Below are 16,120 nucleotides of genomic sequence, written 5' to 3' on the forward strand. Positions count from 1 at the left end.
ATATGTCAATGTGTGATGGGGGTATCAGCTCATTTGCTGTTTAAAAGACACTTGCACAGATACACCTTGTGACGCCTCTATCACCAGCGTACCCTCCAGTTGTTCCGTTAATGTCTCAATCAGGCGCATCCCCATGGTGCCGTGCGTTTTTATATCGAAACCGTGCGGGAAGCCTTCACCATTATCGTGAACGTGCAATGTCAGCATGCCGTCACCGGCGCATTTGAAAGAGACCTGGATAATGCCTGCTTCCTGCTTACTGAAGGCATATTTGATGGCGTTGGTCAATGCTTCATTCAGGATCAGGGAGGCTGGTACGGCCTGAGAGACGTCCAGTCTGATGGCTGCTATATCAAGATCAAAGTATATATGTTGTAATCCGCCGAAGTCGGACCGTAGATAAGATGTCAGTTCGCGGATATAATTCTGCATATCTATCAGCGCCATATTTCCCGACAGGTATAGCTTTTGGTGGATCAGGGAGATGGCCTGCATGCGGTAGCGGCTTTCACTGATCGCTTCGAGCGCATTGGAATCATGGAGATAGGCCGCCTGGGTATTCAGGAGGCTCATGACTATCTGGAGGTTATTCCTGACGCGGTGATGGATTTCCTTGACCAGCCATTCCTTTTCTTCCAGCAGTTTATCCTGTGTGTCGATCAGCTGCTGCAGGGACAGGTTTTTCTTGGAGATCTCTTCCTGGCTAAGCTGCAGGCGTTTATTACTTTCCTGTTTCAGCTGATAGCGGTTATAGCTCAGGATAAGCAGCAGCAACAGCATCACAGCACCGGTGATGATAATATTGCGGGTGAGCTGTGCTTCCTTGAGTGCAGCACGTTGCAGGAGCCCCTGCCGCGTGAGTAATTCTATATTCTGCTGTTTCAGGGTAATGTCCTTATTTTTCTGATCAAAATCATACTGTACCTGCAAACGGGCGATCTCGCCCGCTTTAGATATTTTGAAGAGCGAATCATTCACCACTTTATATTCCTTGTAGTGCTGTATGGCGGAGGAGAGGTTACCTAATGCGGAATCGGCCCGGAACCAGTACAGGTAACTCAGTGATAACGCATTGATATGCCCGATGCGCTTACAGGCGTCGGCCTCCAGCATACAGTAGTATGTCACTTTATCAAACTGACGGATGGTGTAATAATACTTCACCAACGTAGCGTAGATCAGCGTCTGATAATAGTTATACCTGGTCATCTGGGAAGACAGTGTCAACAGGCCGGGAATGTAGCTGGCAGCTTTATCGAGTTGCCTCAGTTCAACATAGCACTTCACCATGTTGGTGTAGATCCATACCTGATCTTTATCCAGCGGCTGCTTATACATTTCCACCATCTGGGTCATCAGGTCCAGCGCTTTTTGCGGATCGTTATTTTTCTGGTAGATGGGTACCAAATTGGTAGTGACAACGATCATGGACATGGTGTCCTGGTACTGTTTGGCGATCCTCAGTGACTTTTCAGCAAGTTCCTGTGCCTTCTTATAATCGCCCAGCTCAAAAAGGGTGATGCTAAGCCTGTTACAGATGGTACACAATTGCAATGAAGTATCTTTCTGCGCTTCTGCCGTTTTGAGTGCCTGCAGTCCGTAGGTAAGTCCCAGGCTATAGTCACCTTTGCCAGTGGCGATAGTACCCAGCAGATCATACAATCCCTGCAGGTCCTTACGGCCCATTTTCTTATATAATACGAGCGTCTGATTGAGGCGCAGTAATGCTTCGTCGTATTTTCCCCAGCAGTGATAGCAATCGCCCAGCATTTTAAGGGCATAGGCTTCGTCGGGCATATTGCCAGCTTTATGATATTGGGTAACGGCCTTTTCATACAGGGAGATCTTCTCCTGCAGCTGGTTTTCTTTATCAATACTATAATAATTCGCGGCTTCCATGAGCGCATCTGCCAGGTCTTCCGGATAGTTGAGCACTTCCAGTCTGGGCAATGCTTTTAAGATTGCATCTCTGCCCTCTTTAGCCCAGCCTTTTTCACGGTATGCTTTAGAGCGGATGAAGTCAGCGCGGGCTTCCCAGCGGGCATCTTTAGCGCGGATATTAAAAGAGGCGGCATGCTGGAGATACATCATTGTGCTGTCATAATCCGTATCAGTCATACCAGGCCGGATCACATAAGCTTCTGCGAGTTCCAGGGATACTCTTACCCTGCCTGTATCAGTTGTGCATTCAGCCAGCATACGTTGTAAGACAGGTACGGCTACCCTATAGTTCTGACGGGCCATACAGGGAAGTATGCCCAGCAGTATGTAAAGGAGGACCAATAAAAGCCTGTTCATAAATCAACGTTTAAATATCTCTGCAGTCGAAGGCGAAGTACAATGATCCGACATTGTTTTTAATAATTTTTCCGACACGATAATATATACAAGAAAATCGATAAAGATGCAATTGATGTATTTCGGACTGGCAGTTATGTAACAGGGGCTTTCACGGGATGGGTCGGGCAGCCGGAGGTGTATGCAGGATCGTTATTTATGAGCAATAACGAGTTATACTACATGGCCGGATATGCACATGTAAAACGTCAATAGCAGCACAGGGATATCAACACGAAAAATGTGCATAACTATTGAGAAAATAGCTGGCAGTAACAGCGACAAGATCAATAAGTGTGGTATTCCCGCAGGAATTTTTCCAGTTCCCGGGGTTTTAGCAGGCCGGTGTAAGCACCTTTTATTTGCCAGGAAGTATCCAGTAAGATCCATGTAGGATAAGCCCGGGGCTGATGCATCAGCTTTGCTGCCAGGGCATGTATACCCCGGTCGCCATTGGGCATGAACGGGTAGATGGTATCGTTAAAAATAATGGGCTGTCTTGCTTCTGCATTGAGCGTGACGAAATAGTATTGTTCTGATAGCAGCTGTTGTACAGCAGGCGCACGTTTGATCTGCCTGTTCTGCATACTGCAATAGCTGCACCAGTCTGTATAGATCTCTATTACCACGGGGCGGGGATGCAGCCGCATACTGTCCTGCAACTGAGCAAAGGTTACCGGCCCGTGCTGAGCACGGGCCGGCAGGAACAACAGCGTACTGCCCAGCAGCCAGATAATGGATAATAGCTTTTTGTTCATCGGTAAAGATTATATCTCATCCCTATAAATCCTCTTGCACCCTGTAATGGCGCGTAGTTATACTCTGTGTCAAAGGTGTATCCGTTCGGATTATTCACCGGATCATCCACATGTTTATCAAACGGATCGAATGGGCGCATCAGGGCATATTTGGGTATGTAATTAAGGATGTTCTTTACACCACCATAGGCCTCCCATCTTTTTGCAAATTTCTTCGTGATCTGCACATTGGCGAGCAGGAACCAGGGTGAGTATTCCGGACGAAAGTCGTTATGCTGCACAGGTAGGCGCATCGGGCCGTTCCAGTTGCCGGTAAGGTCTATGCCGAAGCTATGCGGGAAGGAGTAACCGATAGTGAACGTGCCTGACCACTCAGGTGCATATACCTGCCTGCTTTTTTGCGGGATGCCAGTATCGTCTTCATCGATCTGGTACACGTCCATGTAGGTCAGTCCGGCGAGGATCTTCAGCGGAAATGCAAAGACCGCATCCACATTCAGCGAAATACCCTGAGAAACGGCATGGCCACGCAGGTTATCGTAGATGATCTTATTAGGATCTGTGTCAAAGTCGCCCGTTATTTTATTGGTAAAATATGAGTAGAAACCAGTTGCATCGAGGTTGATGAAAGCATTGTTCAATGGGATCTTTTTCACGTAATTCAGGTTGGCATTATAGGACTTCTCCGGTTTCAGCGCCTCGGCGATCACTACCTGGCGGGAACCGGTCAATGCAGCATGATCTTCTGTAAATAAGTTGACTACACGGAAGCCTGTTCCGAAGCTTGTACGCAGGGTATTGTCTGTGTTAGGTGCCCATTTATAGGCGATCCTGGGAGAGTGTATGCTACCATGTATTTTGTCATGATCATAGCGGTACCCCAGCAGGAATTTATGTTTAGGGGCGAATGACCATTCATCCTGCACAAAGATACCGGGCAACGGCGTTTTCGCGGGCGTGTTGATCTTTCCATCTTCGGATAAGGTGCCAGGCGTATTATCGTCATACCAGGTATAACGGTAAGAGGCGCCAGTCAGGAGATCATGTTTCTCGCCCAGTTTTTTATCCCAGTATAGCTGGGCGAAACCGACGTGTTGCTCAGCCAGGTATGGATTATTACCGTAGAAAGAGTTTTGTTCATGGCGGTTGTAGGACACCTGCAGCAGGATCTTTTCCTTTACGGGCAGCTGGTACATACCGATCACTTCTATCCGTTTAGTGTAGATACTTTCTCCATAAATACTATCACTGCCCCTCCATGATTTATTCCAGCGCATATCTCCTCCCCAGCGGTTTTCGTACACATACCTGGCGGCCACGCTGGCCTGGCGGTCTTCCTTGCGGCGAAAGCTCCATTTATTGAACAGGGAGATGCGGTTCTGCAGGGTGAGGTCGGTGAATCCGTCTTTATTGTTGTCTTTGGGATGCTGATAGTTGAAATAGCTGATACCGGCCAGTCCCTGGGCGTTACCAGCTTTAATTCTGAAAGCAGCATCTACATTATATTCTCCCCAGGAAGTACCGTAGACGTCGGCACTCACGAGCGGTGCGTTCAGGGGATTTTTGGTGATAACGTTCACCAGGCCGCCCATAGCTTCGGAGCCATATAAGGAAGAGCCGGGGCCTTTTACCACTTCAATACGTTCGACCATGCTCATTGGAATACCACTGAGACCGTAGACGGTGGAAAGCGCACTGACGATAGGCATTCCGTCAATCAGGATCATGGTATAGGGGCCTTCCATACCATTGATGTGGATATCGCCGGTATTGCACACATTACAGTTCAGTTGTGGTCTTACACCATTGACCATACCGATGGACTCGAAGAGAGATGGGGAAGGATTTTTCTGGAAGTATTTGGTGGTATATACTTCAACGGGCACGGGACTTTCCGCACGGCTAACTGCTTTGAGGGTACCAGTCACTACAACATCATTGAGTTTGGTGACGTCCTGCTGGAGTTTAATCTGTAGGGGAACATGGCCACCTGCAGTGACGGTCACCTTACGGGTGAAGAGGGAGTAGCCAGTTGCAGACGCTTTCAGGGTGTAGACGCCGGGTTTAACATTACTGATGGAGAAACGGCCGGTGGTATCAGAGGATGCGCCGGCTTTACTCTCCACCAGGATGATGTTGGCGAGGATTACGGGCTGTCCGTCTGACAGTACTGTTCCACTGATCTTACCAGTGGGTGACTGTGCGTGGCTCTCCGAGGGAAAAGCCAGCAATATTAATATAGATATTTTTAAATAAGCTAAAGTACAAATACGAGTCATCTCATCTTATTATTTAGTCTTGTCTAAATTATTGTTTTAGACAAATCTAATTAATATTTTAAAATCTTTCATCCCTTAAACAAATAATTACCTGGTTTCCTGCTGGCAGGGGTGTGGGAAGGTGGGATACGGGAACAGCTATTGATACTTACAGGGTATTATATTATCACTAGAAGGTCACCAAAAGGGCACTTCAATATCCCAGGGATATTGAAGTGCCCTTTTGGTGACCTTCTAGTGATAGTATATTAAGCTTATCAGACCGGGATCAGGGCATAAAAAAGCAGCGGTTGTATCACAAGTATTGTTGATACAACCGCTGTTTATATGTTTAGTGCAGGTCAATTGCCTGCAACCGGCATTATTTGGCCTTTCGGGTCATCAGCTCTTCCACGACTGGCAGGTAAGCGCTTTTGGGGAAATTGAACCTGAAATAATCGAACAGTGCCGGCTGACTACCTTTCTGTACGGGACGGGTGGTCAGATAGGCCACAAATTCATTTCCAGCGTTCATTTCCAACAGAGAAGAGGGTGCGTAGGCATACAGGCGGGAAGACTCATCAAAGTGCAGCCAGAAATCGGTCATAGGGGCCGGGCTGCGCAGATAGCCTTTCCTGAGCAGGTAGCATTTCGTTGTTACCAGGTCATTAGCGGCAGGGCTGCTGGTATATTTCAGATCAAACGGATCAAAGAGGTCGACAGCATCCTGCAGGAGCTGTTTCATTTCTTTTTCTGTCAATGCCTTATTCTTTCTGGTGTCTGGTTTATCCAGGCGGTTACCGACGGCGGTCAGGAAGTGGAATAACAGGCGACCTTCCAGTGTTGTGACCATATTCTCGTAGAACCCTACAGAGATCTCTCCTTTTCTCAGGTACACCAGCAGGGGACCTTTTAACTCAGAGAGTGTATTACGCATACCCCATAAAGCGCCATTGACGGTTTTGGCCGTATCCAGGACATGCTCCATGGTTGTGGTAATGTTATTTTCAGCGAGCGGGGTTTCGTTGTTGAACAATTCATGTCCCGCAGCATTGTTCCCTTTGTACAATTTCCTGCCCTGGCTACCATCACGGCTGATACCGATATCTACATAATCGCCCGGTTCTACAAAGAGTACCGACCGGACGTATTTATTTTCGACGGTAATAAAACCCGGCGTGGTCATTGGCACTACTAACTTAAAATGATGTTCGGAGACCTTCGCGAGCGACTGTTTATATTGAGCGTTGAAGTAAGTTCCTATTGGTTTATAGACGAATACATCTACACTGTCCGGGCTGTCCGGTAATTGTCCTGTAATCACAACCTGTTGCGCAAATGCGGTAAAAGGAATCAGTAGGATAAATAGTATTTTTCTCATATCGTTTTCTAACTTATCAAGTCGGACCCTCTTGAGCTGTGGGTAACACTTCCAGTTGGCCCCATTAATTTACACAAAAAAAAGAAATCCCCGGGATGAATATGCCCGGGGAGCCTGCTTTTTTTGTTAATCGACCACATTTTTTGTCACTGGAACTACTGAAAGGTCTTTCACAGTAGCAGGAGTGTATAGGGCATAGGATAGGTATATAATTAGTTGACGCCGTCAGTTCTGAGAAAACTCAGTGCTTTTTCAGTATAGGCCTCCCCTCTTTTGAAGTGGCCAAAGTAGCTGTAAGCAATGCTGCCGGTCAGATCAATCAGGTATGTTTCCCGTTGATCATGAAAAAAATTCCCTTTCTGTCCGAACAGTCTCAGTGCATCATTCTCCGGATCACTCAGTAGCACATACGGCAACTGATGCTGTTCGTGTAATACTTTATGGCTTTCGACGCTACCACTGCCAATGCCGATGATCATTGCATTTGCAGCTTTAAAGTCTTTGTAGCTGTCGCGAAAGGCACATACTTCTTTTACTGCCACGTCACTTTCATCCTTGTGATAAAAGAAAATGATCAGTTTGTGTTTTCCTACATATTCACTGATCACAAAGTCTTTCCCTTCCTGATCTTTCAAAACAAACAATGGTACCTTATCTCCCGTTTTCAGGGAGGACTGTGCATAAATTACATTGGCGGCAAACAATAGAGCGAGGGCAAATAGGAATGTTACCTGTTTCATGTTCGTGGGTTGAATGTGAATTAATGATGATGCAAAACTATATGCCAGGGGCTGCCAGAACGATGACTGACATCAGGGGACATGCTGACAATGGTCTGGTAATTGTGTGGTTAATTGACTTATGCAATAAGTGATTCGTTTACAATATACTAGAAGGACATATCATCTGACAAGAAGACTATATGAAAAAGACTTACAGAAAAAAAGACCTGCCGGTAGCTGACATCAGGCGGTATCTGGAACCAGGACCAACAGTGCTGGTCAGTTCCCGGTGGAAGGATACGGTCAACATCATGACAATGGGCTGGCATACAGTGATGGAATTTTCTCCGTCTATGATCGGTTGTATGATCACGGCAGCTAATTACAGTTTTGAGCTGATCAGGAAAAGCGGGGAGTGCGTGATCAATATTCCGACGTACGATATGATCGACACTGTAATTGGCATCGGGAATTGCACAGGAGCAGAGACAGATAAGTTCAGTGCATTCGGATTAACGGCCGTAGCGGCAGAAAAGGTAAAAGCACCCCTTATAAAGGAATGCTACGCCAATTTTGAATGTAAGGTGATTGACAAACACCTGTTACCTAAATATAATTTCTTCGTACTGGAAGTCGTGAAAGCGCATGTGGCCACATCGCCTAAATATCCAACTACGGTGCATTACCGGGGAGATGCGACTTTTATGATCTCCGGAAAGAATATTGCCTATCCCGGCAAGTTTAAGCGGCAGAACCTGTGAGGTCAATAGTTGACCTGTCCGATATCCAGTCGCGTGATCTTGTCTTCACTATTGATCTGGAACTTAAAATAGGTTTTAAAGTCACCCCATTTGTCACTATGAAAGCGGCCGTAGACATCCAGTCCGTCATTTTCCACTTTATCGATGCTGGTAAAGCGTTCATGACCGAGTGCGTTTTCAAAGAATTCACGAAATTCCACTTTTTTACCATCATCATAGAGCACTGCATCTTCGGAGAAGAGTGCGAACCAGTCTTCGCTATCTGCATCCTGCAGCGCGGTAATGGCAGCTCTGACAATAGTATTGGTCAGCTTGTCCATATTGGGTAAGGTAGATTTTATTTGTCCGAAGGAAAGGACAGTACTCAGCAGTAATATTGTTGTGCAAAAGAATGTCTTCATGTTAACTGAATTTGGCGAATGGGTACTACTGAAAAACAGCGATGAGGTTCATCAGCAGGAAGGGCAGTCCGATGTTAGTTGGTAGCACCACCATTGACCAGCAGGTGCTGACCGGAAACAAAGGAAGACAGGTCGCTTGCGAAAAACTCAGCAATATTGGCTACGTCTTCTACTTCTGCGAGCCGGCCCATCGGACAGCTATCCAGCAGTTGTTTCCTGAGATCGGGATAAGCGGCGGGGTCAGCGAATATACCTGAATGATCAACAGCAAAAGGGATAATAGAGTTCACTGTCACCCCTCTGTGACCAATTTCTTTTGACAGGATGTCCACCAGGTAACGCGGAGTGGTCTTGCTACCGCCGTATACCGCCATACCAGGCACGGGGAATGACGTTGTACTGGAAGCGATATAGATAATGCGGCCGTTGTCAGCGACAGTCCTTGCCGCCTGCTGCATGGTGAAGTAGGAGCCTTTGGTATTGATGGAGAACACCCTGTCAAACTGTTCTTCAGTGAAATCCACCACCGGGGTTTCTACCAGTTCGATGCCAGCATTCGCCACTACAATATCAATCTTGCCGAAGGCTTCTCTTGCTGCTGCAAACAGGCGTTCTATATCTGCGACCTTACTGACGTCAGCTTGTATAGCGATCACCCGGCCCCCCATGGCTTTGATATTACTGACCACTTCATCAGCAGCAGCTTTGTCGCGGGAATAGTTGATGACGATATCCGCACCAAGCGCAGCGTAACGTTCTGCTATTGCTTTACCTAATCCTCTTGCAGATCCTGTAATTAAGGCTACTTTGTTCTTTAAACTGTTCACGATTGACATTTGATTTAACTATTATAAAATTGACTGATCGGTATTAATTAAGCCATACCACCATTTACGCCGATGTTCTGTGCGGAGATCCATTTAGCAGCATCGCTGGCCAGGAATGCGACCACTTCAGCGATATCAGCAGGTTCACCGATACGATTGAACGCAGACAGGGATGCGAGTCTGCTGATGACTTCTTCAGATTTTCCGTTGGTGAATAATTCTGTGTTAGTCGGGCCGGGAGAGACGGAGTTCACATTAATACCCCTGGCACCAACTTCTTTTGCGAATACGCGGGTCAGTTGTTCTACAGCAGATTTAGTCGCTACATACGTTGCATATGTAGGCAACATGATACGGTTCACGGAGGTGGAGAAGTTGATGATACTTCCTTTGTCGGCCAGTTTGGTAGCGGCCTCACGCAGTGTATTGAAGGTACCTTTTACATTGATATCGAAGATGCGGTTGAAATCTTCATCGGTAGTATCTTTCACCAGTTTATTGATCATAATACCAGCATTGTTCACGAGTACATCAATTCTTCCATAGTGAGCAATGGCGGTATCGAAAAGATGGGCGACGTCACTGCTTTTACTAACATCCGCCTGTACAGCGATGGCCTCACCACCGTTTTGTGTGATCTCATTTACTACCTGGTCTGCGGCGTCTTTTCCACCGGCATAGTTAACAATTACCTTTGCACCCTCGGTGGCTAATTTACGTGCGATAGTTGCGCCAATACCTCTGGAGGCGCCAGTTACCAGGATTACTTTTTCTTTCAGCGTGTTCATATTTTCCGTTTTTGCTTGTCGTTATTGACATAACAAAGGTGAAACATAAACGAGCCAAAAAATTGCAAGATTTACACTATTACTTGCAAAAAACTAATTAACGGTATTTCCCAGCTGTTTTCGGTATAATACCGGAGTTGAATCGGTGTATTTCTTAAAATAGTTGCTGAAATGGGATGACTCGGCAAAACCCAGCTGATCTGCGATCTGTTTGATGGGAATACCTGAGTTTTGGAGCAGTGATTTAGCTTCTGTAATGGTTTTATCAATGATCCAGGTAGTAACGGACTTGCCGGTCTTTGTTTTAATGACGTTATTCAGGTAACTGGGGTGGAGGTTTTGCGCAGCGGCATAGTCCTGCGGCCGGAACACCTTTGTAGCTTTCCCGGTGCTGAGTTCACGGTAATGGCGCTCGAGGGTACGTTTAAAGGTCTTTACGATCTGGGAGCTTCTGTTGCCTTCGTATATAGGGTTGTAGTCTTTCCAGAAGTATTCTTTTATCTTCAGCAGGATGACAACGAACAGGTTGCCCATTATCTTATTCTTATAGGGAGAGTGAGAGAAATATTCTTTGTAGATCTGCAGATAGAGCGGTTCAAATTCGGCGTATTCTTCTGGCCTGAGGACACGGGGAGGCACTGTTTCGGCGAGCAGGAAGGGGAACTCCTCAAAGATATTCGCGTGGACGTTTTCTTTAAGGAAGGACTCACTCATAGTGACAAGGAAGACTTCCTGCAGATTCCTCCATTCAAATGACTTATAGTGTCCAGGGTTCGTAAAATAGATCGTTCCCGGCTCAGTACAAAACTCCAGTTCATCGGTCGTGTATTTCCCATGACCGTTTTTAACGAACAGGAAAGAGTAGAAATTCGCCCGGTAAACCGGAGACTTGTACGGTAGCTCGTGATGGATGTCGTTCAGTTTATGAATGGTAAAATCGTTATTGGGATCTATCAGTTCGACTGGCAGTCCGAGGTGCTCATAATTCTCTACCAGGTTGTTAAAAACCGGTGGTGTGTCTATATGCTGTTTCTGCTTACTCATCAGCCATCATGGATTTAGGACCTTGCTAATTTACAAAACCTTCCAGTCGGCACAACACATTAAAAAATATCAGCAGTTGACCCTTCCAGATTGAGTACTTCCAGGTGATGGGCACCTGTTAGTCCGCTGGCATCCCGGGCGGCCTGGAACGCTTTAAACGAAGGAACAGCCAGTATGGCAGCCTGGATATCGGCGTTTTTAAAGTGGGAGAGGTGCGTGAAAGTACCGCCCTGTGAATAGACGGTATATCTGAAATCCCTGCCCAGCTCCCGGAAGTCCTGCAGGAAAGTGCGGATATGCTGCTTATTCTGTTCAATAAAGCTGTTCTTCACTGTGTATGTCACTTTTACTACTATCATGGTAATTTTATTTTGTTAATAGTTAGACAAGTGAGCTATCTAAAACGTGACAGGGTTGGTGGAGAAAATGTAATATTATACTTTAGTGTTCTATGAATCCATCGAACACACCTGAAACGCCAGCCGTTATATCTAATGAGCCTGCTATGCTGGGCTGCCGCCTGTTGTTTAAACAGGCCCCTGTTATTGACTACGACAGCATCCTGGAAGAGCTGAAAAAGCTGTATCCTGCCGTGGTAAATGTGGGAAACATGTTATTTACCTTTCCGGATCTACCCCTGGAGTCCTCAGAGCAGACCATACACGTCCAGTGTGCGGTGATGCCTGTAACGCCTATCCGCCAGCTACCGGAGACCGTCCTCCAGCAGAACTGGCACTGGCCGGCAGCTGCCCAGGAAGCCGCCACCTGCACCCACGAACTGCTGATCAACGACCTTATGACTGCCCGTTTATCTTATAAAAGCCGTCATAAGCTGTTTATCGACTTCCTCCAGGCCGTAGTAAAAGTCGCCCAACCAGACGTCGTGTATTCCCTGCCTGCAGAAAAACTGCTCAGTCCTACGCAGATCACCGATCAGTTAGACACCCTGATCAATGTCCGCCTCTTCAATATCTCCGACGCTGCCAGTCCGGAGATGTTTATGGATACCATCGGCATGCATACTTTCGGTCTGCCAGACTGCCAGGTACGTTTTTCCAACGCTGACCCCAATGCGATGGCGACCCTGCTGCGGAACTTCGCCTACTACATATTTGAAAAAGGAGATGTGATCGAGGATGGTAATACCATCCAGGGTCCGACTCCCGGTTCCACACTGGTGTGTCAATATGCGCCCTCTCTGGTAGCCCCGGCAAGAGAGGCGATCAGCCTGACCTAGGGACATTGCAGGTATGCTGCAGCCAATATTCATCTTATTTTTCGCCCCACAGGCTTTGACGGTAGTTATTACTGTCAAAGCCTTTTTTTAATGGCATCTTTTATTCACCATCTCCAAAGTTTGTGTCGCTAATTCCTAAGTAAAAGCGGGAGGGATGATGGTATCTTTGATATAGAGACGAGCAATAAAGTCTCTCACCATTAACAATTGCTAACGCTACCGTTAAAGAAGCTAAATGATAAATATGAATTGTAACCCGTAAACGAGTATCCGTGTAATTTAATCCGGCGTGCCGCTTGGTACGTCAATTTGAGAAACCTGTAATCCGGTATCTTCTTCTATATAAATTATTGTCCTGATCAGGCATATGACCTCCTTGTGGGGTTAATTAATGGGGTAGCCGAAAACCATTAGAAAAGAGTAGGCGTTAATCCAAATGACTTAAGTTTAGCCTTTTGATTTATAAAGGCGAGAAAGTTATGAAGAAAGCAAAAATCGTTCTTTCTGCAGTTGCATTGTTCGCAGTAGTTGGTGGTGCGTTCGCGTTTAAAGCAAATAGATACCAGCCAGCTAATGTTTACAGAACGTATTCTTTGACTACAATCAATAACGTTCCTACTGCTTACTGTACTCTGACAGACCTAAGAACTACAGCTACTGGTATAGCATTTACAACTGTTTATACATCGGCTGCTGCTAGCAATAAACTGTGTGGCCCTACTGTTCAGACATATACCACTCTAGCAGACTAATCACAAACAGGTTTCTTTTGAGTATTTGAGTAAAATATATCTAAAGAAAATGACCAAAGAGCGTGCTGATTTATATCCAGCACGCTCTTTAATTTTCGAAGTTATGGTATCGGGTTTATTGAGTCGTATTCTAAACCCGAATCTTTTCCCTTTAGATACGCAGGAATACCTTGAGTCATCCATCTCGGTGTTGACTTACCCTTGAGATAATAGTCAAAAAACTGCTGCATTCGTATAGTAAAGTCAAGTTTATTGTTTTCCCTCGTTATACTATGTCCTTCCCCATCATATTCAAGTAACCAGACTTTCTTATTCATTCTTCGCATACCAAGATATAACTCAATGGCTTGTGAAAATAACACTGCTCCATCTTTTCTATTATGTACAATAAGAAGTGGAGTAGTAATATTGTTAATATGAAACACGGGAGAGTTTTCGATAAATACTTCAGGATGATCCCACGGGAAAACTCCTAAATTTCTTTGATCAAGATCAGGACCTATTTGATTGTTCACACCTCCCGGGCGAATACTACCATATTCACTCACCACATTGGAATATCCTGCCATCTCACACGCTGCAGCAAAAAAATTGGTCTTGGTTATTATTACATTCGTTTCATAACCCCCATGACTTTGTCCCTGCAATCCCATACGTTTCTCATTCACATATGGTATACGCCGCAACTGAGAAATCGCTGCATTTATCGTTTCAATAATACTTTGAGCAGTTTTACCCCTCTTATAATAGAAATCAGGCTCAAAAACCAAATATCCTCTACTAACATACCATGGAATATTTATATTGTGGCCAGAAAGTTCCGGTATCCTAAATACATTTAAACATTCACTACGACGCTCATAATAATTAAATATTATCGGGTATTGCTTATTTGAGTCTAAATTTTCAGGAAGATGTAAAATACCTTCCGCCTGGTCTCCATTTGGCAATACCCAATCTATTCGTTTGGTGGTTAGCCATTCATAATCATTCTGAGGAGATAGCTCAGTGATTGAGGAAAAACTTTTGAAATCGCTTGTAAGAAATAAATTCGCCGCTTCTTCTGCATTCATTCGTCTAACAACAAACACATCTGCATTTCTGGCTTTAATCGGCTTAAACCTAGTTGGATCCTCAGCAGTATTTACAGAATTGATTGGTGCCCTTGGCTCAAAATAATATGCGTAATTATCCATTGTTAACTTCGTTGGATCTGATCCAGACAAATTTTTTGCAAGCCAAAAACCATTTTGTTTTGTTTTGTTATCAAACGCCCAGAGCAATAGTTGATCAGACTTATGACCAACCTTCTCAATAGAAGTCAAAATTCTAAATCTAACGTCATGTCTTTGACCATAACCTCCTGTAACATTCACAGGCAGTTTTCTTCCATTTAGATCTAATTGCCAAATGTCATTATTTCCATACACTAATATAGACTCAGCTTTATACACCCTCTGAATACCGCCAAAGGAGTATTCTTTATTGATCATCTTTGCTGCCTCTCCCCGCTGATTTTTAACAGATAAGGATTCGCCAACAAATCTGGAAATATTCTTCAAACTATCACTCTGAAGATTGTAACTATAATAATGCATTTCAGCACCATTAAACCATATAACAAATTTTTGATCCTTTGAAAAAAAGACTGAAGAAAAACCTGGGTATTTAGAACGAAAAAGCAGTTTTTTTTTGCCATCAGTAAGAGACACAAGATAAAGAGAACGATATTCCTTGTTCCAATAAAATTCATTATCATCCATTCTTGTGCTAAGAATAGCAAACAGTGTTCTTTCCGAACCAGCCTCTAATTGTAAGGAATCCGATTCTAGTTGTGCTATCCTATTAGTAAACAGTGTAACAACAAATGTGTACTTTCGGGAGTCAATATCACTAATTTCATTTAACTGTCTTTCTTGTAAAATTTTATCTTTGTAGCTCCATACATTAACATCACTTGTAATCGGCTTTATGTTGCCAGTACCCAACCAAAATTTCTGCTTTTTCTCTACTTTAAAAAAAATCCTTTTACCATCATCACTAAACTTCAAACCGGCATTTGATAGAATAAATTCGTTTTTGATTCCAAGACTGTTATTATCTAAAACGACTATACTTTTGTTCAACATCAAATCATGTAAAATCAGTCTATTATTTAAACCGGCGTCAATATATGCTATCCCATTGCATCTTTTGTTATAAATGAAATTTGATGCGTTCTCTGAATTTGGAACTACTTGAATATATCTTTTCCTATACTGATAACATATTATTCCGGAATTTGATTTCAAAATCAGGAAATGACATGACGGTTCAAAATTAAATTCATGAACATGTGAAAATCTGTGAACATATTGATGCCCTGCATCTATCAATATTACAGTTTCAGAAGTATCATTTAGCTTGTAAGCTATATACGAACTATTACTAACATCTGAATATGTATAAGATTGAACAGAGCTCAAATATTCAGTATTCATTGTTTTCAAATCAACAATAACTAGCGTATCGCCCGGTATTTGAACAAGAAAATGTCTGTCTCCCAGTATGACTGGGTTATAACCATTTGTAAATCGAAGGAATTTTTGAGTGGGGAGGTTCTTGAGAAAAATATCAGATCCTTTATTTCCATTATTGATGTGATACGCAACGAAATTTCCATTATTACTGATTAAGCAAGCCTGGCCAGCAACCTCCTCTATAGATTGCCATTTGTCGCAAGCCTCCTTATCAATTTCTTTCTTTTGACTAAAGGATTGAAAACTTAAAAAAGGAACAAAAAAAAACAAAACACATACAAATAATGCTTTCATACTAAGTGCAAGTGGCATATTAGAAATGTTTAGTAAAACTG

At 44.3% G+C, this 16,120-nt stretch carries 13 protein-coding genes; 2 read left to right on the forward strand and 11 right to left on the reverse strand.

Annotated elements, in window-relative coordinates:
* Nucleotides 1-24: 24 nt before the first annotated feature.
* From GWR21_RS16440 to GWR21_RS16460, 5 genes are all read right to left on the reverse strand, one after another.
* A complete protein-coding gene (locus GWR21_RS16440; RefSeq protein ID WP_162332803.1) occupies nucleotides 25-2,298 on the reverse strand; it encodes a tetratricopeptide repeat-containing sensor histidine kinase in 2,274 nt (757 codons plus the stop codon).
* A 326-nt stretch (nucleotides 2,299-2,624) separates the two neighbouring features.
* Nucleotides 2,625-3,095 (reverse strand): thioredoxin family protein, encoded by a 471-nt coding sequence (locus GWR21_RS16445; RefSeq protein ID WP_162332804.1) that lies wholly within the window; start codon nucleotides 3,093-3,095, stop codon nucleotides 2,625-2,627.
* Nucleotides 3,092-5,326, reverse strand: a complete 2,235-nt coding sequence (locus tag GWR21_RS16450; RefSeq protein ID WP_317165738.1) for a TonB-dependent receptor — start codon at nucleotides 5,324-5,326, stop codon at nucleotides 3,092-3,094. Before GWR21_RS16450 ends, GWR21_RS16445 begins: the two co-directional genes overlap by 4 nt.
* Nucleotides 5,327-5,735: 409 nt before the next feature.
* Nucleotides 5,736-6,734 carry a hypothetical protein gene (locus GWR21_RS16455; RefSeq protein ID WP_162332806.1) on the reverse strand — a complete coding sequence of 333 codons (999 nt, stop codon included), beginning with the start codon at nucleotides 6,732-6,734 and terminating at the stop codon, nucleotides 5,736-5,738.
* A gap of 212 nt (nucleotides 6,735-6,946) precedes the next feature.
* The gene (locus GWR21_RS16460) at nucleotides 6,947-7,474 is read right to left on the reverse strand and encodes a peroxiredoxin (RefSeq protein ID WP_162332807.1); all 528 of its coding nucleotides are present in this window, start codon (nucleotides 7,472-7,474) and stop codon (nucleotides 6,947-6,949) included.
* A 182-nt stretch (nucleotides 7,475-7,656) separates the two neighbouring features.
* On the opposite strand from GWR21_RS16460, the gene GWR21_RS16465 reads away from it, so the two are divergent.
* Nucleotides 7,657-8,217, forward strand: a complete 561-nt coding sequence (locus GWR21_RS16465) for a flavin reductase family protein (RefSeq protein WP_162332808.1) — start codon at nucleotides 7,657-7,659, stop codon at nucleotides 8,215-8,217.
* Between the two features lie 2 nt (nucleotides 8,218-8,219).
* Here GWR21_RS16465 and GWR21_RS16470 read toward each other — a convergent pair whose 3' ends face one another.
* The 5 genes from GWR21_RS16470 to GWR21_RS16490 all read right to left on the reverse strand — a co-directional run bounded on the left by GWR21_RS16470 (nucleotide 8,220) and on the right by GWR21_RS16490 (nucleotide 11,636).
* Nucleotides 8,220-8,618 (reverse strand): nuclear transport factor 2 family protein, encoded by a 399-nt coding sequence (locus GWR21_RS16470; RefSeq protein WP_202928951.1) that lies wholly within the window; start codon nucleotides 8,616-8,618, stop codon nucleotides 8,220-8,222.
* A 74-nt stretch (nucleotides 8,619-8,692) separates the two neighbouring features.
* On the reverse strand, nucleotides 8,693-9,445 hold the full coding sequence (locus GWR21_RS16475) for an SDR family oxidoreductase (RefSeq protein ID WP_162332809.1): 753 nt from the start codon (nucleotides 9,443-9,445) through the stop codon (nucleotides 8,693-8,695).
* A gap of 47 nt (nucleotides 9,446-9,492) precedes the next feature.
* Nucleotides 9,493-10,233 carry an SDR family oxidoreductase gene (locus GWR21_RS16480; RefSeq protein ID WP_162332810.1) on the reverse strand — a complete coding sequence of 247 codons (741 nt, stop codon included), beginning with the start codon at nucleotides 10,231-10,233 and terminating at the stop codon, nucleotides 9,493-9,495.
* 93 nt (nucleotides 10,234-10,326) lie between these two features.
* Complete coding sequence (locus GWR21_RS16485; protein WP_162332811.1) at nucleotides 10,327-11,277, reverse strand: helix-turn-helix domain-containing protein; 951 nt, start codon at nucleotides 11,275-11,277, stop codon at nucleotides 10,327-10,329.
* A gap of 59 nt (nucleotides 11,278-11,336) precedes the next feature.
* Complete coding sequence (locus GWR21_RS16490; RefSeq protein WP_162332812.1) at nucleotides 11,337-11,636, reverse strand: hypothetical protein; 300 nt, start codon at nucleotides 11,634-11,636, stop codon at nucleotides 11,337-11,339.
* 92 nt (nucleotides 11,637-11,728) lie between these two features.
* Here GWR21_RS16490 and GWR21_RS16495 point away from each other — a divergent pair, with 92 nt between their 5' ends.
* Nucleotides 11,729-12,514, forward strand: a complete 786-nt coding sequence (locus GWR21_RS16495) for a DUF4261 domain-containing protein (protein ID WP_162332813.1) — start codon at nucleotides 11,729-11,731, stop codon at nucleotides 12,512-12,514.
* Nucleotides 12,515-13,367: 853 nt separating this feature from the next.
* Here GWR21_RS16495 and GWR21_RS16500 read toward each other — a convergent pair.
* The gene (locus GWR21_RS16500) at nucleotides 13,368-16,097 is read right to left on the reverse strand and encodes an alpha/beta hydrolase family protein (RefSeq protein WP_162332814.1); all 2,730 of its coding nucleotides are present in this window, start codon (nucleotides 16,095-16,097) and stop codon (nucleotides 13,368-13,370) included.
* Nucleotides 16,098-16,120 lie beyond the last annotated feature (23 nt).

It is taken from the genome of Chitinophaga agri (assembly GCF_010093065.1).
GTDB classification, from domain to species: Bacteria; Bacteroidota; Bacteroidia; order Chitinophagales; family Chitinophagaceae; genus Chitinophaga; species Chitinophaga agri.